An 18,767-nucleotide genomic window follows, 5' to 3' on the forward strand; every position below is an offset into this window, starting at 1 on the left:
AATACCAGATGGCCTTGACGCAGGCAAGGCGGTTTTCCCCCTTGCATCAGCCCCGGCCAGCCGCCATAATGCCACCATGCGTATTGCACTTTTCTGCCCCTTTACCCAGGGCCCTACCCGGGGAAATATTACCAGCGTGCAGCGGATAGCACGGCATCTGCAGCTTAGCGGCAACCAGATCGACTTGGTTCCCCTTGACAGCCCGGATCGGTCCCGCTGCCTGCAGCAGCTGCTTGTATCACCACCAGACCTGCTGCATGGTTTCCATGCCTTTCATGCCGGACCAGTAACCCGCAGTATGGCGCAGACCCTTGGCGTTCCCTATCTGATCACCCTGACCGGCAGCGATCTGTTTGACCCGGCCCTGCGTGACCACCCCGAAACCCTGTTGGCCCTCAACGATGCGACCACCCTTACCTGCTTTGACCACTTGGTGGCAGAACTGGCAACCCAGACCTTCCCCCGGATTGCCGACAAGCTGGTGGTGATCCCCCAGGGGGTCGAAACGTTCGAGATTCCTGACACAGCGGAGCGGCCTGCTGACAGTTTTCGTATCCTGCTGCCTGCAGCACTGCGCCCGGTTAAAGGGGTTGACTACGCCATTACCCACCTGGCTCCGCTTGCAGCAGAGCGGCCCGAGTTGCGGCTCTGGATTGCCGGAGGGAGCCTTGACAACACATATGCTGACGTAATCGAGCGGCAAGCCGCTGAGCAGCCATGGGTAACGCTGTTAGGCGAGATCCCCCATCAGGAGATGGGAACGCTCTATGCCGCTGCGGACCTGATGCTGAACAGCTCGCAGTTTGAAGGGGGGATGGCTAACGCCCTGCTGGAAGCCATGGCAATGGCAAAACCGGTACTGGCCCGTGATGTACCGGGCAACCGCTCACTGATCCAACATGGCAGGACCGGCTGGCTCTACCGGGACGGCAGCGACCTGCGCAACCAGACCAGGCAGCTGATGGACGATCCCGCACTGCGGGATAGCGTTGCGCACCAAGCACAACAGCATGTCCTGACACAGTATTCTCCGCAGCAGGAAGCCGGATTACTGCTCCAGCTGTACCGGTCACTGCTGTCTGCCCATACCTGAGATGAAGCACAACAAAAACGGGGGGCATAACGCCCCCCGTTTTTTCATGCAGCGATGAAGGTGCTGTTTCTAGAAGTTCACATACAGCTGAGTGGTGAAGGCCGGCTTGCCACCAGGAATTGCCTCGCCATTGCTTGTTTTGTAAAAAGGATTAAAGGTAATGACACCCAATGCCAGTGTAACATTCTTCGTGAAGGTCCAAGAGCCACCAACGGAAAGTGCACCATTTGCGTTGTTACCGCTCATGTAATCCACAGCCAGCCAGAGCTTGTCAGAGATCTCGGTCATGCTGCGATCCCATGATGCCATCACCCCGGTGTTATTATTCTTAGGATTCTCTTGTGTTGCCAAAGCGCGCTCTGAACCGATATAGCCACCAGCAGAAAGTCGACCAATTACGGGGAAGGTTTTGCCCACCAAGCCATAGGCAATATTTTGACGGGTTGAACCGTTAACCTCAGGTTTATCATAAGTACCCATATTATAGATACCAACTGCAAAAGCAGGCATGCCTTTAATACCAAAGGCATCTTCAGGGGTAGCAAGTTTTGCGTTAAAATAGATCGGGTGATTGTCAAACCAGGCATCTTGCTGAAGGTTGCTTGTCAGATAATCAACACCGATCTCAAGCTTCAGGTTTTCAAACGGCAACACACCCACAACGGCACCGACATCATAGCTGCTGGCACCAGCATCTGCAGCTGATTTTTGAGAAAAACGGCCAGTATAGGTCAGGTTTACGGTAGCGTCTTTAAATCCTTTGGCATCTGGAGATGGGATCCAGATTTGGCCCGTAGGTGTAGCCAATGCTGCTGAGGCAAAAGACAGGGTCAGGGCTGCTGCCAGGATCATGCTGCGAACTGATTTCATAAATTATTCCTCCTATGGGATGAGTGGCACCTGCATAAAGCTGGTCAAATGCGCCGTTGTTAACATTGCTGTAACAGTAAGCGTGCCAACAACGAGTACAAATTTGGTTGCAGTTGTTTAGCATTTGATTACAACAGGTTACAAACAAGAGCAACTAGAGCCTGATGCACTTAATCGCACCACACCCACACAATATGACTATTTATTCAGCATCACATGCCCTATTGTGCAGCATCAAGGAGGTAGATCGTGCCCAACTATCTTGCATTTGCCAGCGACAACTACGCCGGTATCTGCCCGGAGGCTTGGCAGGCCATGGCAGAGGCCAATGCCGGCTTTGTCAGTTCCTATGGCGACGACCCCTGGACTGCAAAGGCCTGCAGCCTGATTCGGGACACCTTTGAGACCGACTGCCAGGTTTTTTTCGTCTTTAACGGTACAGCTGCCAATTCACTGGCCCTGGCTTCACTCTGCCAGTCCTACCACAGTGTGATCTGCCATGAGTTGGCCCACATTGAGACTGACGAATGTGGGGCACCCGAATTTTTCTCCAACGGCACCAAGATTCTGCCTGCAACCGGTGCAAACGGCAAGCTTGACCTGGCAGCTGTCGAGCAGCTGATCACACGGCGCACTGACATCCACTACCCCAAACCACGGGTAGTATCCCTGACGCAGGCCACGGAACTGGGCACCCTCTATAGCCCTGCAGAGGTGGCCGCGACAGGTGAGCTGGCCAGGCGTTACGGACTGCGCCTGCAGATGGACGGAGCCCGTTTTGCCAATGCAGCTGCCTCGCTGGGCTGTCATCCCGGTGACATCACCTGGCGGGCAGGAGTGGATGTGCTCTGTCTGGGGGGCGCAAAAAACGGCATGGCCGTGGGGGAGGCGGTTGTTTTTTTCAAAAAGGAGCTGGCCGAGGAGTTTGATTACCGTTGCAAACAGGCTGGACAGCTGGCTTCAAAGATGCGCTTTCTGGCAGCCCCTTGGAACGGCATGCTACAGAATGATGCATGGCTTAAACGGGCAAGCCATGCCAACCACTGCGCCCAATCCCTGGCAAAACGGCTCCGTGCAGTACCACAGCTGGAGATCATGTTTCCGGTAGAGGCCAATGCCGTCTTTGTCAGCATGCCGCAAGCCCTGGTTGACTCACTGCACCGGCTGGGCTGGCATTTCTACAGCTTTATCGGTGCCGGCGGCGCCCGGCTGATGTGTTCATGGGCAACGGAGGAAAGCGATATTGAAGCGTTGGTGGGGGATATTCAAAAGTTGGCAGCAGAAAACACAGAGTTTCAGGAGCATTTTCTATCCTGGGGGTGAGAAACAGAAAATGCTGCGGGGCCTACAAAACAGCACGTCGCACAGGGCTGTTCTAGAGCGTTATCCGCTCAGCCCGGTGCTTCTTAACGGGCCATGGCAGCCGAGATCTCCTGCACCAACTCCATAGCATCCAGCAGCTCCGCCTTGCTGTCAGGCGTCATCAGCCAGACACCCTGGTTGTCCTGCTCAAGCCTGACCGGAGCCTCCAATGCCACGCTGGAGACCTGCCCCACCTGCAATGCCAGCCCGCCCAGCCGCAGGTCCAGCACCACCAGCTTTTCCGGCGCCTGTTCCGGCTCTGCGCCGATATACCAGGCAAGATCCACCACCGCCGCAACCACGCCGGCAGACCGGACAGCCCCCAGACACCAGACCGGGGCACGTGGCACCGGAGACAGAGGCCGCAACTCACTTACCTCGGATACCTGTTCAAGGGGCAAGGCATAGTTCTGGCAGCCTGCCTGCAGCAGCAGGAAACGCCGGACCTCATTCATACTGTTTCCACCAGCTCTATGGCCTCCTCCAGGGTAAACCGGCGCACAAGCCGTTCCAGTTCATCGGCCAGCTGGGTCAGTTCTCTGGTTGCCAGGGCCATATCCTGCATGGCAGCCAGCTGTTCCTCTGTCGCAGCCGAGACCTCTTCGGTGGCAGCGGCATTGTCATCCGCAACCCTGGCAATCTCATCAACGGCCTGCACCATCTTGCCTGCCCCCTCCATCTGCATCTGCGACAGATCGGCAATACTGTTGGCCCGCCGCTCGGTTTCCTGAACACTGGTAATAATCTCGCCAAAGGCGTTGGCCGTGATATCAACATTCTTCTTGCCGTCATGGATCATGCGGGAGCTCTCCAGCAGACTCTCATGCACCCGCTGGCTCTCATCACGCAAGGTCGCGATCAGGTCGGTGATCTCTCCCACAGAATGGGAGGTGCTGTCGGCCAGCTTACGGACCTCATCAGCCACCACGGCAAAGCCTTTGCCATATTCACCGGCCCGCACCGCCTCAATCGAGGCATTCAGGGCTAACAGATTGGTCTGGCGGGCCACTTCACCAATAAAATCAGCAACCTTACCCACCCGCTGCAGACGACTGTTCAGCTGGTCAAAACGGGTGCTGAGTTCTTCGGTCCGCACAAAAAAGTCTTTCATCAGCAGCAGGGCATCACCGGCCAGATCAGCGCCACGCCTGGCAGTCTGACTGGTTTCACGGGCACAGCGGGAGCTTTCCCGGGCCCGTGAGGCCACCAGCTCGATCGAGATCGCGGTCTCCTTTATAATGCGGGAGCTACGCTCCACCAGTCCGGCCTGGGTCTCGGCACCATGGGAGATCTGCTCAATGGCCCGCGCCACCTCTTCGGTAGAGGCACTGATCTCCACAGCGGTGCCGTTAATCTCCTTGGAAGCCCCGGCCAGCTTGGCGGAACTGCTCCGGATATGCCCGACCAGATCCCGCAGGTTCTGGATCATCTGGTTAATGGCGTCGGTCAACTCATGGGTTTCATCCGGGGTACTGGTGGGAGGCAGTTGAATATCACAGGAGAGATCGCCCTGGCTGACCTCATGGGCAGACTCAGTTAACATACCTATATTGCGGGCAAATTTTCTTGAAAAGAGCCATCCCATGATCAGACCCACGGTCAGGGCGACCACAAGGGTCAAAAACTGGGTAACCCCGGGAGAATAACCCAGTGCCGCCACCACTGGCGGAGCAAAGGCCACCACCGCCACAACGGCAACAAAGCCGAGGATGAATTTATACCCGAGCGGTACCCGCATCTGCATAGCTAGCTCCTCATCTGCGAGAGTAAATTCGTTCAACCGGGTCCAAGGTGGCAAACCTGCCCCGCAGGATTGTCGGCATACTCTCGGATTTGCCGAGCACCAGTATACCATCCTGCGGCAAAATATCCGCAATGGCGTGCAGAATTTTTTCCTGGGCCGGTCGATTGAAATATATCAGGGTATTGCGACACAGCACGAGCTCTGCCTGAGGGTAACAGGCAACCTGGTGCAGATCCATCTGCCTGAACCTGACCATCGAACTCACTTCCGGGCAGAGCAGCAAACCGTCTGCTGTCTCTGTAAAGAATCTTGCCCGGCGGTCGCAAGAGACTTCGCGCAGGGCCGACTCTGCATAGAGTGCATTCCGGGCCCGGGCCAGCGAATTGCCGTCTATATCAGTCGCCATAATTTCGAACAGCGTATGCGCGGCCTGTTCACCAAACAGCTCGGCAAGCAGTATGGCCAGTGAATACGGTTCCTCACCGGCAGCACAGCCGATACTCCAATAACGCTGCGGCTGGCCTGCGGCGCGCCGTACCAGTGCCGGCAGAACAACCGTTTGCAGTGTCTTGAACAGGCTTGGATTCCGAAAAAACTGGCTGACATGAATCATCAGGAAGGCGGTCAGCCGCTCCCGCTCTGCTGCATCAGCACCGAGCAGCTGCAGATACCGGTCAACATCCCGGCAACCGCTGCGCCTGATCCGCGAGGCAACCCGCCTTTTGATGCAGGACTCCTTATAGGCATCAAGTACCGGCAGACCGTTCTGCTGGACCAACAGGGCAAAGATTGCCGCAAGCTGTTCTCGGTCCAAATCCGGCAGGGGATCTCGTTCTCCAAACAGCTCCACCGGCACTCCATTCATGGCGCAGACAATTAAATTGGTGTAGTGTTCACCAGCAGGTTGTACCATGCAGCATCCTCACTCGCAACCGGACTGAACCTAAAAACGGCAGTTGGCATTGCTCCGAGCAAGCGACTCGCCCATAAATCGTCGTAGCTCTTGGCGAAATGAAGCGTAAAACAGCCGATACTGTCTGAACCCGCAGGGTGAGTTTATCGGCTGTAGCGAAATAAGCCTTAGAGCTACAGATTTCGGGCGCCGGAGCGAAGCCGGGGTAACACCAACTGCCGCATCCAGGCTAAATGGACATGAGCCTCCAACATACCGATACAGCTCATGATGAGCTACATTTGTTGCACCGAGCGCTGAGCGGAAGCAAGGAAGAGCTGTTCAGCCTGATGGAACGTCCCTCACCGGACATCCTGCGGGCAGCCTTGCGCAACCCGGCCCTGGACGAAGGACACCTGCTGGCACTGCTGCGCCACACCGGTCTGCACCCTGACCTGTTTACCCTGCTGCACCAGCAGCATGAGCCCCCGGCCGGGAACTATCAGGTACTTTTGGCACTGGCGCAGCATGCCGATGCGCCAGCCCCTATTGTCAGCGCCCTGCTGCCCAGGCTCTACCTGTTTGACCTGCTTAAACTCTGCTGCCTGCCGGGCGTCCCGCAGGACCAGAAGGTGGCAGCTGAACGGGTGATTATCCAGCGCATCCCGGCACAGCCGCTGGGAAACAAACTCACCCTGGCCCGCAGAGGCACTGCAGCTATTGTTGAGGCACTGCTGAAAGAAGGGCAGCCCCAACTGGTAGCGGCCTGCCTGGACAACCCCCACCTGAAGGAGGGAGCTGTCCATCAGTTTCTTGCCTCTGCCGTCGCCAGTGCCGAGACCATCTCCCAGATCGCCCGCCACAGCCGCTGGCAGCACCGGCCGGAACTGCAGCAGGCCATCCTGAAAAACCCGCGCACACCGGCCATCTGGTTTACCCTGCTGCTGCCCCGGCTCCCCCGCTCCGTGGTGAAAAACCTTGCACTTTCGCCGCGGCTGACACCACAACAACGGCAACTGATTGCCGAAGCACTCGGAGGTAAAAAACGGCCATGACCCTACGGAGCATACCCCTGATACTGTTCTGTCACACCATTACGTTGCTATCGGCCATGGCTGCAGAACTGCCCGGCTTTGCCATTGCCGACAAACCGGTACCGGTGTTTAACACCCCTCAATCAGCCGCACCCCAGGCACCACAGCGAAAAGATCGCTGCGGTCAAGTGCGACAGCTTGAGTTTATCGCCCTGCCCGGCACGGCATTCGAGGTTGTGGCTGTTCCGCCCGGCAGTCCTGCGGTACTGCAGGTGCGCACCAACGACTATCAGGCCCCACCCGGCACCCGCCTGTATGTCGCTGCAGACCTGCTGACACCACAACCGGCTGCACCGCCCGGACGCACACCGCAGCGGCCTGAACCATCCAAGATCATTCAGCAGCTGCGGAGCGCCGTGGGTCTGCCCTATGTCTGGGGGGGGAATTTGCGCAGCGGCGTGACCGTGGCCGGCCAGTTGCGTTTTGCCGGGCTGGACTGCTCCGGCCTGCTATATGAAGCAACTGACGGCTATACGCCCCGCAATACGGAGCAACTGGTGGCATTCGGCAGCCCGGTTGCCATCGAAGGCAAGGACAGCCATGCGCTGCTGCAGTTGCTACGCCCCCTCGACCTGATCGTCTGGAAGGGGCATGTTGTCATTGTGCTGGATCAAAAAACAGTGGTGGAGAGCATCTTGAACTGCGGCGGGGCTCGGGACGGCGTTGTGACAATAGCGCTGGAAAAGCGGTTGGAACAGCTGCTGAAACAGCGCAGGCCGGCCAATAGCTGGCCTGCCGGTGGCGCTAAATCAGCATATTTTGTGGTGCGGAGGTGGATCTGACAGAAACCGGCAGCTGGCGGGGAAGACAGGCCAACGACCTTGCATTGAACCCGCAGCTAGGCGCGTTTTTTCTTTTCAGGGATCGGCAGCTTCAGCCTGCGCAGCACCTGCTCCATATCACTCCAGACATCCCAGTAATGCTGTTTGTTTTCCTTGTTACGCAGCAGAAAAGAGGGGTGAAAGGTCGGCATCACCGGGATGCCGTGCCAGTTATGAAACTGCCCCCGCATCCGGGAGATCGGTTCCTTGCTCTCCAACAGGGTCTGGGTGGCAAAGGTGCCCAGGGCCACAATCACCTCCGGCTTGATGATCTGCAGCTGCTGCACCAGAAACGGTGAACAGGTATTGATCTCGTCCTTATGGGGGTTGCGGTTGGCAGGCGGACGGCACTTCAACACATTACAGATGTAGACCTGGGGGCGTTTTAGCCCCATCGCCTCAATCAGGCGGGTCAGAACCTGACCGGCCTCACCCACGAACGGTTGCCCCTGCCGATCCTCATCTGCACCGGGAGCCTCTCCCACAAACACCAGACGGGCCCTTTCATGGCCTGCACCAAACACCAGATTGGTGCGGGACTGGGCAAGATCGCAGCGCTGGCAGTCTCCAATCATCTGGCGCAGTCCATCCAGGCTCCGGGGCGCGGCAGGCTGCAGCGGTTCCTGCGGCTGTTCAGGCTCCCACGGCCTGCCGCCGGTCTGCTGCAATTCCTCAAGCGGCAGCCCGTCAATACCACTTTCTTCCAGTCCCTGCAGATATTCTCGCACCGAGGCGTACATGCTCTGGGGGTGCAGTCTGTTCATGGCGCAAACCTCATCTTTGCTTTTGGCTCATCCTGCAGTATGCTGAAACCATGCCTGTACTACTCTTGACATCACTCTTGATCCTGCTCTGCCCTGCCACCGGTCTTGCCTGGGGGGGCGGCACCCATCTGCTGATCGGCCTTGATGTACTGGCCAGACTGCAACAGTTACCGCCGCAGCTTGCCACCCTGCTGGGAAACTACGCCAACGACTTCCTCTACGGTTGTCTGGCAGCCGATATCATTGTGGGTAAGAAACATACCCACTACCTGCTGAACTGCCATCGCTGGCGGGTGGGGGCACGGCTGCTGCAGTCTGCCCAGGACGACCCGCAGCGGGCCTGTGCCTATGGCTACCTCTGCCATCTGGCAGCCGATGTGGTGGCCCACAACTACTATGTGCCGTACAAGACCATCCGTTCCTTCTCAACGATTGCCCTGCGGCATACCTACTGGGAACTGCGCTTTGAATCCTTTATCGAGCCGCAGATCTGGGAACGTGCCCAGGAGATCTGCCGCGCCGGCCGCCCCCATGACGACGCCCTGCTGCGCCGGGTCATGGCACCGACCCTGTTTTCCTTTGGCAACAACAAGCGGATCTTCAACTCGATCCTGCTGCTCTCGCGGCTTGAGCGCTGGCAGCTGTTGATCAAGGCGCTTTCAACCCGCTCACAGCACAGCCTTAGCCCTGAAGACCGTCAAGAGTATCTGAAATGTACCATGGAAGTGGTGATGGACCTGTTGACCCATGGTGAGGAGTCATTCTGCTGGTTGGCTGATCCAACGGGCGAGGCGGCCCTGGAGGTCGCGCAGGAGATGCGGCGCCATCTGCGCTTTCTGTACAAGAGTGGTCGTTTTACCCGTGAAGAGGGGATGGAACGGGTTGAGTTCATTAAGCCGACCCTCAAGCGCTCAATCCACCACCCTGAACTGCTGACCATCCTGAAAGGGGCCTGCCACGAGTCAAGCTCACCCTTTATTCTGCAGTAGCTCCCGTATCCGATCCAGAATCAGTTCTGCCAGCCGGGTCTTGGCCATCAGCTCAAGCGGTTCGATCCTGCCATCCCGGTAGAGCAGTCTGGCAATATTGGTGGCCACATTGAACCCGGCCCCTTCCTGACTGACATCATTGGCTACAATCATATCGAGATTCTTGGCGGCCAGTTTGGCTGCGGCATGGGCCTGCAGATCAGTGGTCTCTGCGGCAAAACCCACCAATAACGGACGGCGTTCCAGCTGTCCCAGCTCAGCCAGGATATCCGGATTTTTCTCCAGCTCCAGGGTCAGTGTTTCACCGGCCTTTTTCATCTTTTCGCCACTGCGCAGCACAGGGCGATAGTCCGCCACGGCTGCCGCCTTGATCACCACACTGCAGTCTGCCACCCGTGCCATAACCGCCCCATGCATCTGGCGGGCTGACTCAACCTGCACCAGCTCAACACCGGATGGTGGTTCCAGGCAGGTCGGTCCGCTGACCAGAATCACCTTCGCCCCACGGTGCCGGGCTGCCCGGGCCAGGGCATAGCCCATCTTGCCTGAGGAATGATTGCTGATATAGCGTACCGGGTCCAACTCTTCCCGGGTTGGACCGGCAGTTATCAGAATAGTTTCACCGACAAGGTCATCACCTGTAAGCAGGGCACAGGCCTCATCAAAGATCCGCTCCGGCTGTGCCAGACGCCCGCTCCCTTCCCAACCGCAAGCCAGACTGCCGCTTTCAGCATCAACAAAATAATAGCCATGCCGCCGCAAACGGGCTTCGTTCTCCTGATAGAGCGGATTCTGATACATATTCACATTCATGGCCGGGGCCAACAGTACCGGCGCCTTGGTGGCCATGATGGTTGTGGCCAGCAGATCATCGGCAATGCCATGGGCTATCTTGCCGATCAGGTTGGCTGTGGCTGGTGCGATCAGCAGCAGATCAGCACGGTCAGCCAGGGAGATATGACCGATCTCCCGTTCCTGATACAGGTTAAACAGCTCTGTTGAAACCGGATTACCTGAGAGGGTCTGAAAGGTGAGTGGCGTCACAAACTCTGTTGCCGCCCTGGTCATGATCACATGCACCTCAGCACCGGCCTTGGTCAGCAGCCGCAGCAGCTCCACCGCCTTGTACACTGCAATGCCGCCGGTTACCCCCAGTACTACGGTCTTGCCAGTCAGTTCTGTCATGGTGTTAGTCCAGATACGGGTTATGACGTTTTTCATGGCCAATGGTGGTGGTGGGGCCGTGACCGGGATATACCTGAACCTGATCAGGCAGGGTAAAGAGACGGTTCTTGATTGACTCCACCAGTTGTTGATGAGAACCGCCCGGCAGATCGGTCCGCCCGACACCATCGGCGAACAGGGTATCCCCGGCGATCAGCCTGCCTTCTGCCTCAAGATACAGGCAGCAGCCTCCCGGGGTATGGCCCGGCGTATGAATCACCTGCAGCCGGTGTGTGTCAAACTCGATCAGCATGCCGTCTTCCAATAGACGATCAGGCTGGGGTGAGTTTTCACCCGGCAGCCCGTAGATGGCTGCCGTCTTGGCTACCCGTTCCAGCATCGGGACATCGGCCTGGTGGATGTAGAGCGGTGCCTGTGTGGCTTGCGCCAGCTGCCGGTTAGCACCGACATGATCAAAATGTCCATGGGTGTTAATGATTGCAACGATAGTAAGACCACGCTGCCTGACCTGTGCAAGGATGCGGTCTGCCTCATCACCGGGGTCAACCACAACCCCCTGTCCGGTGGCTTCGCACCCGAGCACAAAGCAGTTAACTCCCAGTGCCCCAACAACAACTGTATCGAAGATCATCTTTAGGTATCCTTCATCTGCTGGATGGCATTCTGAAGCAGCCTCTTGCCGCTGCATCAGTTTAATGGTATCTTTTCCCATACTCAGGAGGGACCAGAAATGGCAAAAAAACCGGTCGTTGACCAAGAAGTCTGCATCAGTTGTGGTCTCTGTGTTAGCCTCTGCCCGGAGGTATTCCGTTTTAACGCTTCCGGCAGGTCAGAATGCTTCAACCCTGCAGGGGCCAGTGAGGCCGATATCCAGGCCGCCATTGACGGCTGCCCGGTACAGGCCATCAGCTGGGAATCCTGAGCCACCTGTAAGTTCAGTACATTACACCAAAGGAGAGAACCGATGCAAAAGTATGTCTGCACTATCTGCCAGTATGAGTATGATCCCGCTGTTGGCGACCCTGACCACGGTATTGCACCCGGCACTGCCTTTGAAGACCTGCCGGCCGACTGGTGTTGCCCGCTGTGCGGCGCCGGCAAGGATGTCTTTGAAGCAGTGTAACCGCACCCCCTTCCCCTTTGCCAGGGTGGTAACGCCACCGGCAGAGGGGAAGGCTGTCTGACCTCACCCCTTAAGCTCACCATCCAGAACAGCCAGAAACTCTTCCAGTTCAGCCGGTTGCAAGTCTCCCATATGGGCGATCCGGAAGGTCTTGCCCTTGATCTTGCCATAGCCGTCATCAAAGGCGTATCCCTTTTCACCCAGTTGCTTTTTGACCGCAGCCAAGTCCACCCCACGGCTGTTTGCCACACTGGTCAAGGTCACGGAACGGGCACCTTCAGGAGCAAACAGCTCAAACCCGCGCTCCTGCACCCAATTCCTGGTTCGCTCCGCCATGACGCGATGCCGCTCCCAGCGAGCCTCCAGTCCTTCGGCAAAGAACCGCTGTAACTGGCAGTCAAGTCCGTAGATCAGAGAGATACAGGGGGTTGAAGGGGTGTTATCCTTGTCGTCGTTGGTTGCAAACTCCATAAAATCAAAGTAGTAACCACGATTTTCAACGCTTTGCGCACGCTGCAGCGCCTTTTCCGTTGCCGTGAAGATGGCCAGGCCCGGCGGCAGCGCAAAGGCCTTCTGGACACCAAAGATGCAGCAGTCAATTCCCAGCTCATCCAACCCGATCGGCATGGCGCTCATGGATGAAACCGTATCAACAATAAACATGACATCAGGGTACTTGCGCATGACGGCAGCAATCTCAGCTAACGGTGACAGCACCCCGGTGGAGGTCTCATTGTGGATCATGGTCATGCTGTCGTACTTGCCGGTGGCCAGGGTTGCATCCACCAGCTCCCCAGTAATCGGCTGCCCCCAGGGGACCTTGATCGCATCAGCCTCTTTACCGCACCGAAGCGTCACATCGTGCCACTTGTCAGAGAAGGCGCCATTACAAAAATTAGCACAACGCCCTTTGACCAGGTTGCGTAGCGCACCTTCCATGGCACCAAAGGCACTGGAGGTGGCCAGGAACACACGGCTCTCCGTCATCATCAAACGTTTCAGGTGTGTCTTTATCCGTCCATGCAGTTCAGCATACTCTTTCATCCGATGGCCGATCATCGGCTGAGACATTGCCGCAAACACCTCTGGAGCCACATTGACCGGACCGGGAATAAACAGCTTCTTGACCATTGCGCACAAACTCCGAATATCAGTAATAATAAGCTGTTTCGCTATAGCAGAGCAGCCGTTTAAAGTCAAGGCAGCCCCCATGCAACATTGTCGCAACGCACACTGCAACACATGCAACTACGCACAATCCTGTTGCTTTTCTGTTTACAGCATGTTAGTTAGAGAAAATTTTGCAACATTCAATAATATGAATCTGTAGCATGTCTCAGAAATCAGATAACAAAGGGGAATCGACGCATGGCACACCACCACACCACTCCATCTCTCAATGAGCTGGTCACCGGGGTAGCCAACCGGCTCAAGACAGCGGGAACCGGCTTCTACCTCATGGTCTTCATTGCCGCAGCCGTGGTACTGGCCTCTGCCGGTACCGGCCTGATGGCCATGATCAAGGGGCACGAAGCATACTACAATGTTTATCGCGAGGTTCCCTGGGGTGTTCTGATCGCCACCTACGTCTTTTTCGTCGTAAGCTCCACCGGCCTCTGCCTGATCTCCTCCATCGGCCACGTCTTCGGGGTCCAGGACTTCATGCCGATCGCCAAGCGCTCGGTCTTCCTCTCCATCGCCACCATCCTTTCCGGCTTCTTCGTCATCGCCTTTGAGATCAAACTCCCCTGGCGGATGGCAATCTGGAACGTGATTTCCCCCAACCTGACCTCCAACATCTGGTGGATGGGCACCCTCTACGGCATCTACCTGGCCTTCATGTTTGCCGAATACATCTTCCTGCTGATGAACAAGCACCGTCCGGCCGTCATCTGCGGCTTCAGCGGCTCAGTGGCCGGTATTGCAGCCCACTCAAACCTGGGCGCCGTGTTTGGTCTTCTGATGGGACGCCCCTACTGGCAGGGCCCCTATATGCCGATCTACTTCATCGCCTCTGCCATGATGACCGGCTGCGCGGTTATCCTGATGTTCCACATCCTTGGCTACAAGATCAACAAGCAGGAGATGGCGCCTGACATGCAGCGCGCCCTTGAGGTTACCACCAAGATCGGTATCCTGCTGATCTGCGTGATCCTGTTCTTCACCACCTGGAAGCTGATTGCCGGAGCCGCCGGCCAGCCCAATGGCGCCTTCCCGGTCGTTCAGTCCGAAGTTGTCGGCCACCACGCCTTTGTATTCTGGTTCTTTGAGATCCTGCTGGGGATGGCCGGTCCGCTGGTACTCTTCATTCTCTCCAAAGGGCGCAACCTGAAGTTGATGCTGATCGCTTCTCTGTCGATGGTGATCGGTATATTTGTCATGCGCTTCAACCTGGTCTATCTCGGCCAGTCTCTGCCGGTCTACTATGATCTGGGGGTCAATGAGTTCAAGGAAATGCTGCACTATTCCCCTTCAGTATATGAATGGATCATTACCGCCGGCGGCTTTGGCCTGACTGCCCTGCTGTTCCTGATCGGAGAAAAGGTTTTTGACGGTCACAAGGTTGAAGATCACTAGACCATACGGCACACCAATCACTACGACAAGGATACCAATCATGAATAAAAACATAGATCTGAACAATCTGCAGAACGAAGGGGTCGAGAACGTACCGATGCAGGAGCGCCGGGACTTCCTCAAGATGGGCCTGGCCATCACCGGCATTTTTGCCGGCGGCACCCTGTTTTCCGCCATCTCCACCTTCAACAGCGCCCACGCTTCCGACTTTGCCAAGAAATACCCCTACAAGCCCCATTACAGTATGGTGATGCAACAGCACCGCTGTATCGACTGCGAGCGTTGCATGGAGGCCTGCGTGGCCACCAACCATGTACCCCACGTACATGGCGCCTATCGCACCACCATCCTTGAGAAGGAAACCCCGGATGCCGTAGGCGGCAAGCGTGAATTCATTCCGGTGCTGTGCAACCAGTGCAACCTGCCGCAATGCACCCGGGTCTGCCCCACCAAGGCCACCTATAAGGACAAGACCACCGGCATCGTGCTGATGGACATCAAAAAGTGCATCGGCTGCCTGACCTGCCAGGAAGGTTGCCCCTATAACGCCCGTTACTTCAACGATGAGAAGAAGGCGGTCGACAAATGCAACTTCTGCTGGGATACCCGCCTTTCCAAAGGAGAGAAAGACACGGCCTGCGCCCATGCCTGTCCGGCAGACGTGCGGGTCTTTGGCGACCTGTCAAACCAGGAGGACCGGGTCTTCAAGATTGTCCATCAGATCGAGCGTCCGGTATGGGTTCTGCGGCCCGAGGCAGGCACCCGTCCCAACGTGTTCTATACCAAAGGATAACCAACACTATTTCTTTTACGAGGATTCTACGCTATGACGATACGCACACTGTTTATGACCGCTGTAGCCGCACTGTCCCTGGCAGCCGGAGTTGCCGTTGCCGCCAGCTACCCTGAGGCTCCGATCGTCTATGACAAGCCGGTCCGTGGGGTGATCTTCTCCCACAAGGCTCACGTTGACAAGGGTCTGGGCTGCGACATGTGCCACAACCACCTCTTTGAGCAGCAGGCCAAAAAAGTCCAGGCCAATAAGGACTTTGTCATGGAGTCGCTGTATCAGGGCAAATACTGTGGCACCTGCCACAACGGCTCCTTGGCCTTTGCCTCCAACACCCGCTGCGCCACCTGCCATATTGGTGTAAAAGGTGATGAGCGCTCAAAGAACGGCGATAAAGCAGAGAAAAAAGGACACTAATCCGCGCTCGCGCGGCCTCATACCCCAAACAGAAAAGGCGCCTACCGTTTCCGGTGGCGCCTTTCTTCGTATCAGCCCGTTTCATGCTGGCTCATTATAACTCCTCAAACGGCTCCTCGTCGGCCTCCGGGTCTGCAAGGTCATCAACCTCATCAATCCGGTCCTCCTTCAAGGCCTGAAGAAAACGCTGGTTTTCACCAAGCGTCCTGGAGACCTCCTGCAGCAGAAGCTCCAGTTGTTCATCCTGCGGCGGGTCAACAGTCATACCTTATCCGCCAAGTCCATCCAGATAGCGTTCAGCATCCAAGGCAGCCATGCAGCCGGTCCCGGCCGAGGTAATGGCCTGACGGTAGATGTAATCCTGCACGTCGCCGGCTGCAAAGACACCGGGAACACTGGTCTGGGTTGCAAACCCTTCGGAACCGCCCCTGGTCTTGAGGTAGCCGTCCTTCATCTCAAGCTGCCCCTCAAAAATGCCGGTATTGGGGGAATGCCCAATGGCAATAAACACCCCCTCCACGGCAAGATCCTTGGTGCTGCCATCACGAACATCCTTGATCCGCATGCCGGTCACTCCCATGGCATCACCAAGCACCTCATCAAGGACATGAAACCACTCGATGGTTACCTTACCCTCTGCAGCCCTGGACTTGAGCTTGTCTGCCAGGATCTTTTCAGAGCGGAACTGGTCACGACGATGCACCACCGTTACATGACTGGCGATATTGGCCAGATACAGGGCTTCTTCAACGGCCGTATTACCGCCGCCGATCACCGCAACCGGCTTGTTGCGGTAGAAAAAACCGTCGCAGGTGGCGCAGGCCGAGACCCCTTTACCTTTAAAGGCCTCCTCGGACGGCAGTCCCAGGTAGCGGGCTGAAGCACCGGTGGCAATAATCAGCGCATCGCAGCTGTAGCTGCCGCCATCCCCCTGCAGGATGAAGGGGCGCTGCGTCAGGTCGGTGCTCACAATCGTGTCATAGATAATCTGCGTAGTAAACCGCTCGGCATGCTGACGCATCCGCTCCATCAGATCCGGTCCCTGCACCCCTTCAAAATCACCGGGCCAATTATCTACCTCGGTCGTTGTGGTCAGTTGCCCACCAGGCTGCAGACCGGCGATCAGAACCGGATTCAGGTTTGCCCGGGCCGCATAGACAGCAGCCGTATACCCGGCAGGGCCGGAGCCAAGGATAATCAGACGATGATGTTGTACTGCAGACGGCATAAAACCTCCTGAAATGAAACTATCCCCTACTGGATGAGTAGAGGATAGCAGGTGCTACACAAATTGTCACTACGGCTTAGTATTACTCTGGTTTGGCTCTGAGTCCGGCAGCAATATTGAAATCAATGTCTACCACGATATTAAGCTTGTCCTTGTCAGGATTCGCCATTACCTCAAACAGACGTTTATCGACAAAGAGGCTCAGATTGAGGATATCCTGACGCAAATTAACCGGCAGGGGGTTTTCAGGGTCAGAAAGTTCTGCCTGAAAAAAGCTCCAGACCTTCTGATTGAACTTGATCGCCTCCAGCAGCTTTTCAGTACGATCAGGGGCTGCCCAGTTTTCTTGCACCTGTTTCAGCATCAGTCCGGCACGGGTCAGGACTGATGCCTCAAGCTCACGCCCTGAAAGGGTCTCTTTCTGCATACTGGTATAGCTGTTGATTGCTGTCGTCTGACTCATGCTTCAACTCTCCTTCAGAATAAATGATCGATTCCAATCATACGGTATATTCAACTAAAATCAAGACAACTAAAACACGCCACCCTTCCAGCCTTCGTACTCATCTGCGGTGGGGTCCATGGTCTTGCCATTCACATCCTTACCAAGAAACTTGAAGACAAGATGTTTGGGGTCAAGGGTCCCGTCAATACTTGATGCCAGCTGCCCTATAGAAAAGGTCAGGGTTGCTTCCTTCGTGGTAGGATCATAGGTGACACTCTTCGGAATATAAGGCACTGAAACATCCTTGGCGGAATAGAGGCCGTTGTTATACAGACCGGCGGTACCGCCTGACGCCTTTGAGATCCGCCAGTTAAGGGGATCCATAACCGAACCGATATCCATTTCAGAATCAAAGCCAAAGGTAACGGTAAAATCACGCCTACTGCCTGGATCAATAAAGGTAACAGGATCAAGTACCAGTAGTGACGAAGTAGCAAAGCTGAGCGGCATGGAGCTTTTGACATTGCTGTAGTAGCTGATCTTGGGATGCCTTATCTCCTCAGCAAGTTCTGCCGCTGAAAGGCGCGCATCACTGGTTTCTATCTTGTTAAGCGCATCAACCTGTTGTTGGGCCTTATCCATGTCACCCAGGCCGGCATAGGCCCTGCCCAGTTCCAGTAGCGCCGGAGAAAACTCCTTCTTCAGGGTGATTGCCTTCTCAAGCTGAACAGCGGCCTCTTTGTAACGTTCCTGGCCGTTCAGCGCCATCCCCAGTGCGTAGTAACCATTGCCGTCCTTCGGCTCCAGCTTGATCACCTGGCGAAAGTTTGCCTCCGCCTCAGAAAATCTGCCATCCTGTTCCTGCATCAACCCCAACGTGTAATAGGCCAGGGTATTCAGCTTGTTCTGCTTGATACCGTCTTTCAGCACCTTTTCCGCTTCAGATTTCTGACCATTATCCACATAGACGCTGGCCAGAGTGGTGTAGACCTCATCCTGTGTCTTGTCTACCGACAGAGACATCTTGTAGGCAGCTATCGCCTCCTTGCGCTTGCCCATCCGGGCATAGGCATCTCCCTGATAGGTGTATGCCTCAGTAAGGTCAGGCTGTAGTGCAGCAGCCTGCCGAAAAGATGCCGCAGCCTGCTTGTAGTCCTTGTTCTGCATTGAGTTAATGCCGCTTGAAAGCAGGGTGTTGGCCAGATTGGTTTGCAAATCCGCTGTAGAGGTCAGGGCAGAGAAAAGTTTCTGCACATTGTCTGAAAAATCAAATGCCACGCCTGCCACCTCCTTTCCACGGAAACCGCCAGCTTCTGTTGCGCCGGTCAGCGCTTTTCGTGTATACTCCACTCCGGTTGAGTACATTAACCCTA

Annotated in this window: 22 protein-coding genes; 10 read left to right on the forward strand and 12 right to left on the reverse strand. The window is 56.3% G+C overall.

The genetic code is table 11. From position 1 onward, the window contains the following. Nucleotides 1-76 precede the first annotated feature (76 nt). Nucleotides 77-1,093, forward strand: a complete 1,017-nt coding sequence (locus tag FY034_RS15625) for a GPMC system family 4 glycosyltransferase (RefSeq protein ID WP_265552180.1) — start codon at nucleotides 77-79, stop codon at nucleotides 1,091-1,093. A 69-nt stretch (nucleotides 1,094-1,162) separates the two neighbouring features. Here FY034_RS15625 and FY034_RS15630 read toward each other — a convergent pair whose 3' ends face one another. Next, the gene (locus tag FY034_RS15630; protein ID WP_265552182.1) at nucleotides 1,163-1,963 is read right to left on the reverse strand and encodes a hypothetical protein; all 801 of its coding nucleotides are present in this window, start codon (nucleotides 1,961-1,963) and stop codon (nucleotides 1,163-1,165) included. A gap of 249 nt (nucleotides 1,964-2,212) precedes the next feature. Between FY034_RS15630 and FY034_RS15635 the strand changes: the two genes are divergently transcribed. Then, nucleotides 2,213-3,286, forward strand: coding sequence for a threonine aldolase family protein (locus tag FY034_RS15635; RefSeq protein ID WP_265552184.1), 1,074 nt, complete (start codon nucleotides 2,213-2,215; stop codon nucleotides 3,284-3,286). Nucleotides 3,287-3,369: 83 nt separating this feature from the next. Here FY034_RS15635 and FY034_RS15640 read toward each other — a convergent pair whose 3' ends face one another. Genes FY034_RS15640 through FY034_RS15650 form a run of 3 tightly spaced genes read right to left on the reverse strand, consistent with a single transcriptional unit; the run spans nucleotide 3,370 to nucleotide 5,982 of the window. Further along, nucleotides 3,370-3,780: a chemotaxis protein CheW gene (locus tag FY034_RS15640; RefSeq protein WP_265552185.1), complete on the reverse strand. Its 411-nt coding sequence runs from the start codon at nucleotides 3,778-3,780 to the stop codon at nucleotides 3,370-3,372. Next, nucleotides 3,777-5,069, reverse strand: a complete 1,293-nt coding sequence (locus FY034_RS15645; RefSeq protein ID WP_322573225.1) for a methyl-accepting chemotaxis protein — start codon at nucleotides 5,067-5,069, stop codon at nucleotides 3,777-3,779. Before FY034_RS15645 ends, FY034_RS15640 begins: the two co-directional genes overlap by 4 nt. Nucleotides 5,070-5,079: 10 nt before the next feature. Continuing rightward, nucleotides 5,080-5,982 (reverse strand): CheR family methyltransferase, encoded by a 903-nt coding sequence (locus FY034_RS15650; protein WP_265552187.1) that lies wholly within the window; start codon nucleotides 5,980-5,982, stop codon nucleotides 5,080-5,082. A 281-nt stretch (nucleotides 5,983-6,263) separates the two neighbouring features. On the opposite strand from FY034_RS15650, the gene FY034_RS15655 reads away from it, so the two are divergent. Next, nucleotides 6,264-7,016, forward strand: coding sequence for a hypothetical protein (locus FY034_RS15655; RefSeq protein ID WP_322573226.1), 753 nt, complete (start codon nucleotides 6,264-6,266; stop codon nucleotides 7,014-7,016). Then, nucleotides 7,013-7,837, forward strand: a complete 825-nt coding sequence (locus FY034_RS15660) for an NlpC/P60 family protein (protein WP_265552191.1) — start codon at nucleotides 7,013-7,015, stop codon at nucleotides 7,835-7,837. The genes FY034_RS15655 and FY034_RS15660 overlap by 4 nt, the downstream gene beginning before the upstream one ends. A 56-nt stretch (nucleotides 7,838-7,893) precedes the next feature. On the opposite strand, the gene FY034_RS15665 is transcribed toward FY034_RS15660, so the two are convergent. Beyond that, complete coding sequence (locus FY034_RS15665; protein ID WP_265552193.1) at nucleotides 7,894-8,640, reverse strand: uracil-DNA glycosylase; 747 nt, start codon at nucleotides 8,638-8,640, stop codon at nucleotides 7,894-7,896. Between the two features lie 50 nt (nucleotides 8,641-8,690). On the opposite strand from FY034_RS15665, the gene FY034_RS15670 reads away from it, so the two are divergent. Next, the gene (locus FY034_RS15670) at nucleotides 8,691-9,629 is read left to right on the forward strand and encodes a zinc dependent phospholipase C family protein (protein ID WP_265552194.1); all 939 of its coding nucleotides are present in this window, start codon (nucleotides 8,691-8,693) and stop codon (nucleotides 9,627-9,629) included. On the opposite strand, the gene coaBC is transcribed toward FY034_RS15670, so the two are convergent. Next, on the reverse strand, nucleotides 9,609-10,814 hold the full coding sequence (gene coaBC, locus FY034_RS15675; protein WP_265552196.1) for a bifunctional phosphopantothenoylcysteine decarboxylase/phosphopantothenate--cysteine ligase CoaBC: 1,206 nt from the start codon (nucleotides 10,812-10,814) through the stop codon (nucleotides 9,609-9,611). The two genes, FY034_RS15670 and coaBC, sit on opposite strands and share 21 nt — an antisense overlap. Nucleotides 10,815-10,818: 4 nt before the next feature. Beyond that, on the reverse strand, nucleotides 10,819-11,445 hold the full coding sequence (locus tag FY034_RS15680; protein ID WP_265552198.1) for an MBL fold metallo-hydrolase: 627 nt from the start codon (nucleotides 11,443-11,445) through the stop codon (nucleotides 10,819-10,821). A gap of 99 nt (nucleotides 11,446-11,544) precedes the next feature. On the opposite strand from FY034_RS15680, the gene FY034_RS15685 reads away from it, so the two are divergent. Both FY034_RS15685 and rd read left to right on the forward strand, forming a co-directional pair. Continuing rightward, a complete protein-coding gene (locus FY034_RS15685; RefSeq protein ID WP_265552201.1) occupies nucleotides 11,545-11,736 on the forward strand; it encodes a ferredoxin in 192 nt (63 codons plus the stop codon). A 42-nt stretch (nucleotides 11,737-11,778) separates the two neighbouring features. Then, the gene (rd, locus tag FY034_RS15690) at nucleotides 11,779-11,937 is read left to right on the forward strand and encodes a rubredoxin (RefSeq protein WP_012471374.1); all 159 of its coding nucleotides are present in this window, start codon (nucleotides 11,779-11,781) and stop codon (nucleotides 11,935-11,937) included. Between the two features lie 63 nt (nucleotides 11,938-12,000). Here rd and FY034_RS15695 read toward each other — a convergent pair whose 3' ends face one another. Next, nucleotides 12,001-13,068: a pyridoxal-phosphate-dependent aminotransferase family protein gene (locus FY034_RS15695; RefSeq protein ID WP_265552203.1), complete on the reverse strand. Its 1,068-nt coding sequence runs from the start codon at nucleotides 13,066-13,068 to the stop codon at nucleotides 12,001-12,003. Nucleotides 13,069-13,305: 237 nt separating this feature from the next. On the opposite strand from FY034_RS15695, the gene nrfD reads away from it, so the two are divergent. From nrfD to FY034_RS15710, 3 genes are read left to right on the forward strand one after another with little or no spacing between them, the layout of a single operon-like run. After that, on the forward strand, nucleotides 13,306-14,514 hold the full coding sequence (gene nrfD, locus FY034_RS15700; RefSeq protein ID WP_265552205.1) for an NrfD/PsrC family molybdoenzyme membrane anchor subunit: 1,209 nt from the start codon (nucleotides 13,306-13,308) through the stop codon (nucleotides 14,512-14,514). Between the two features lie 40 nt (nucleotides 14,515-14,554). Further along, nucleotides 14,555-15,307 carry a 4Fe-4S dicluster domain-containing protein gene (locus tag FY034_RS15705; protein WP_265552206.1) on the forward strand — a complete coding sequence of 251 codons (753 nt, stop codon included), beginning with the start codon at nucleotides 14,555-14,557 and terminating at the stop codon, nucleotides 15,305-15,307. 33 nt (nucleotides 15,308-15,340) lie between these two features. Then, complete coding sequence (locus tag FY034_RS15710; protein ID WP_265552207.1) at nucleotides 15,341-15,721, forward strand: cytochrome c3 family protein; 381 nt, start codon at nucleotides 15,341-15,343, stop codon at nucleotides 15,719-15,721. 94 nt (nucleotides 15,722-15,815) lie between these two features. On the opposite strand, the gene FY034_RS15715 is transcribed toward FY034_RS15710, so the two are convergent. The 4 genes from FY034_RS15715 to FY034_RS15730 form a co-directional block, all read right to left on the reverse strand. After that, a complete protein-coding gene (locus FY034_RS15715) occupies nucleotides 15,816-15,986 on the reverse strand; it encodes a hypothetical protein (RefSeq protein ID WP_265552209.1) in 171 nt (56 codons plus the stop codon). A 3-nt stretch (nucleotides 15,987-15,989) separates the two neighbouring features. Then, nucleotides 15,990-16,949, reverse strand: a complete 960-nt coding sequence (trxB, locus tag FY034_RS15720; RefSeq protein ID WP_265552211.1) for a thioredoxin-disulfide reductase — start codon at nucleotides 16,947-16,949, stop codon at nucleotides 15,990-15,992. 82 nt (nucleotides 16,950-17,031) lie between these two features. Next, nucleotides 17,032-17,412: a flagellar biosynthesis regulator FlaF gene (gene flaF, locus FY034_RS15725; RefSeq protein ID WP_265552214.1), complete on the reverse strand. Its 381-nt coding sequence runs from the start codon at nucleotides 17,410-17,412 to the stop codon at nucleotides 17,032-17,034. A 69-nt stretch (nucleotides 17,413-17,481) separates the two neighbouring features. Then, on the reverse strand, nucleotides 17,482-18,672 hold the full coding sequence (locus FY034_RS15730) for a tetratricopeptide repeat protein (RefSeq protein ID WP_265552216.1): 1,191 nt from the start codon (nucleotides 18,670-18,672) through the stop codon (nucleotides 17,482-17,484). Nucleotides 18,673-18,767: the final 95 nt, after the last annotated feature.

This window comes from Trichlorobacter lovleyi (assembly GCF_015239775.1).
GTDB lineage: Bacteria > Desulfobacterota > Desulfuromonadia > Geobacterales > Pseudopelobacteraceae > Trichlorobacter > Trichlorobacter lovleyi_B.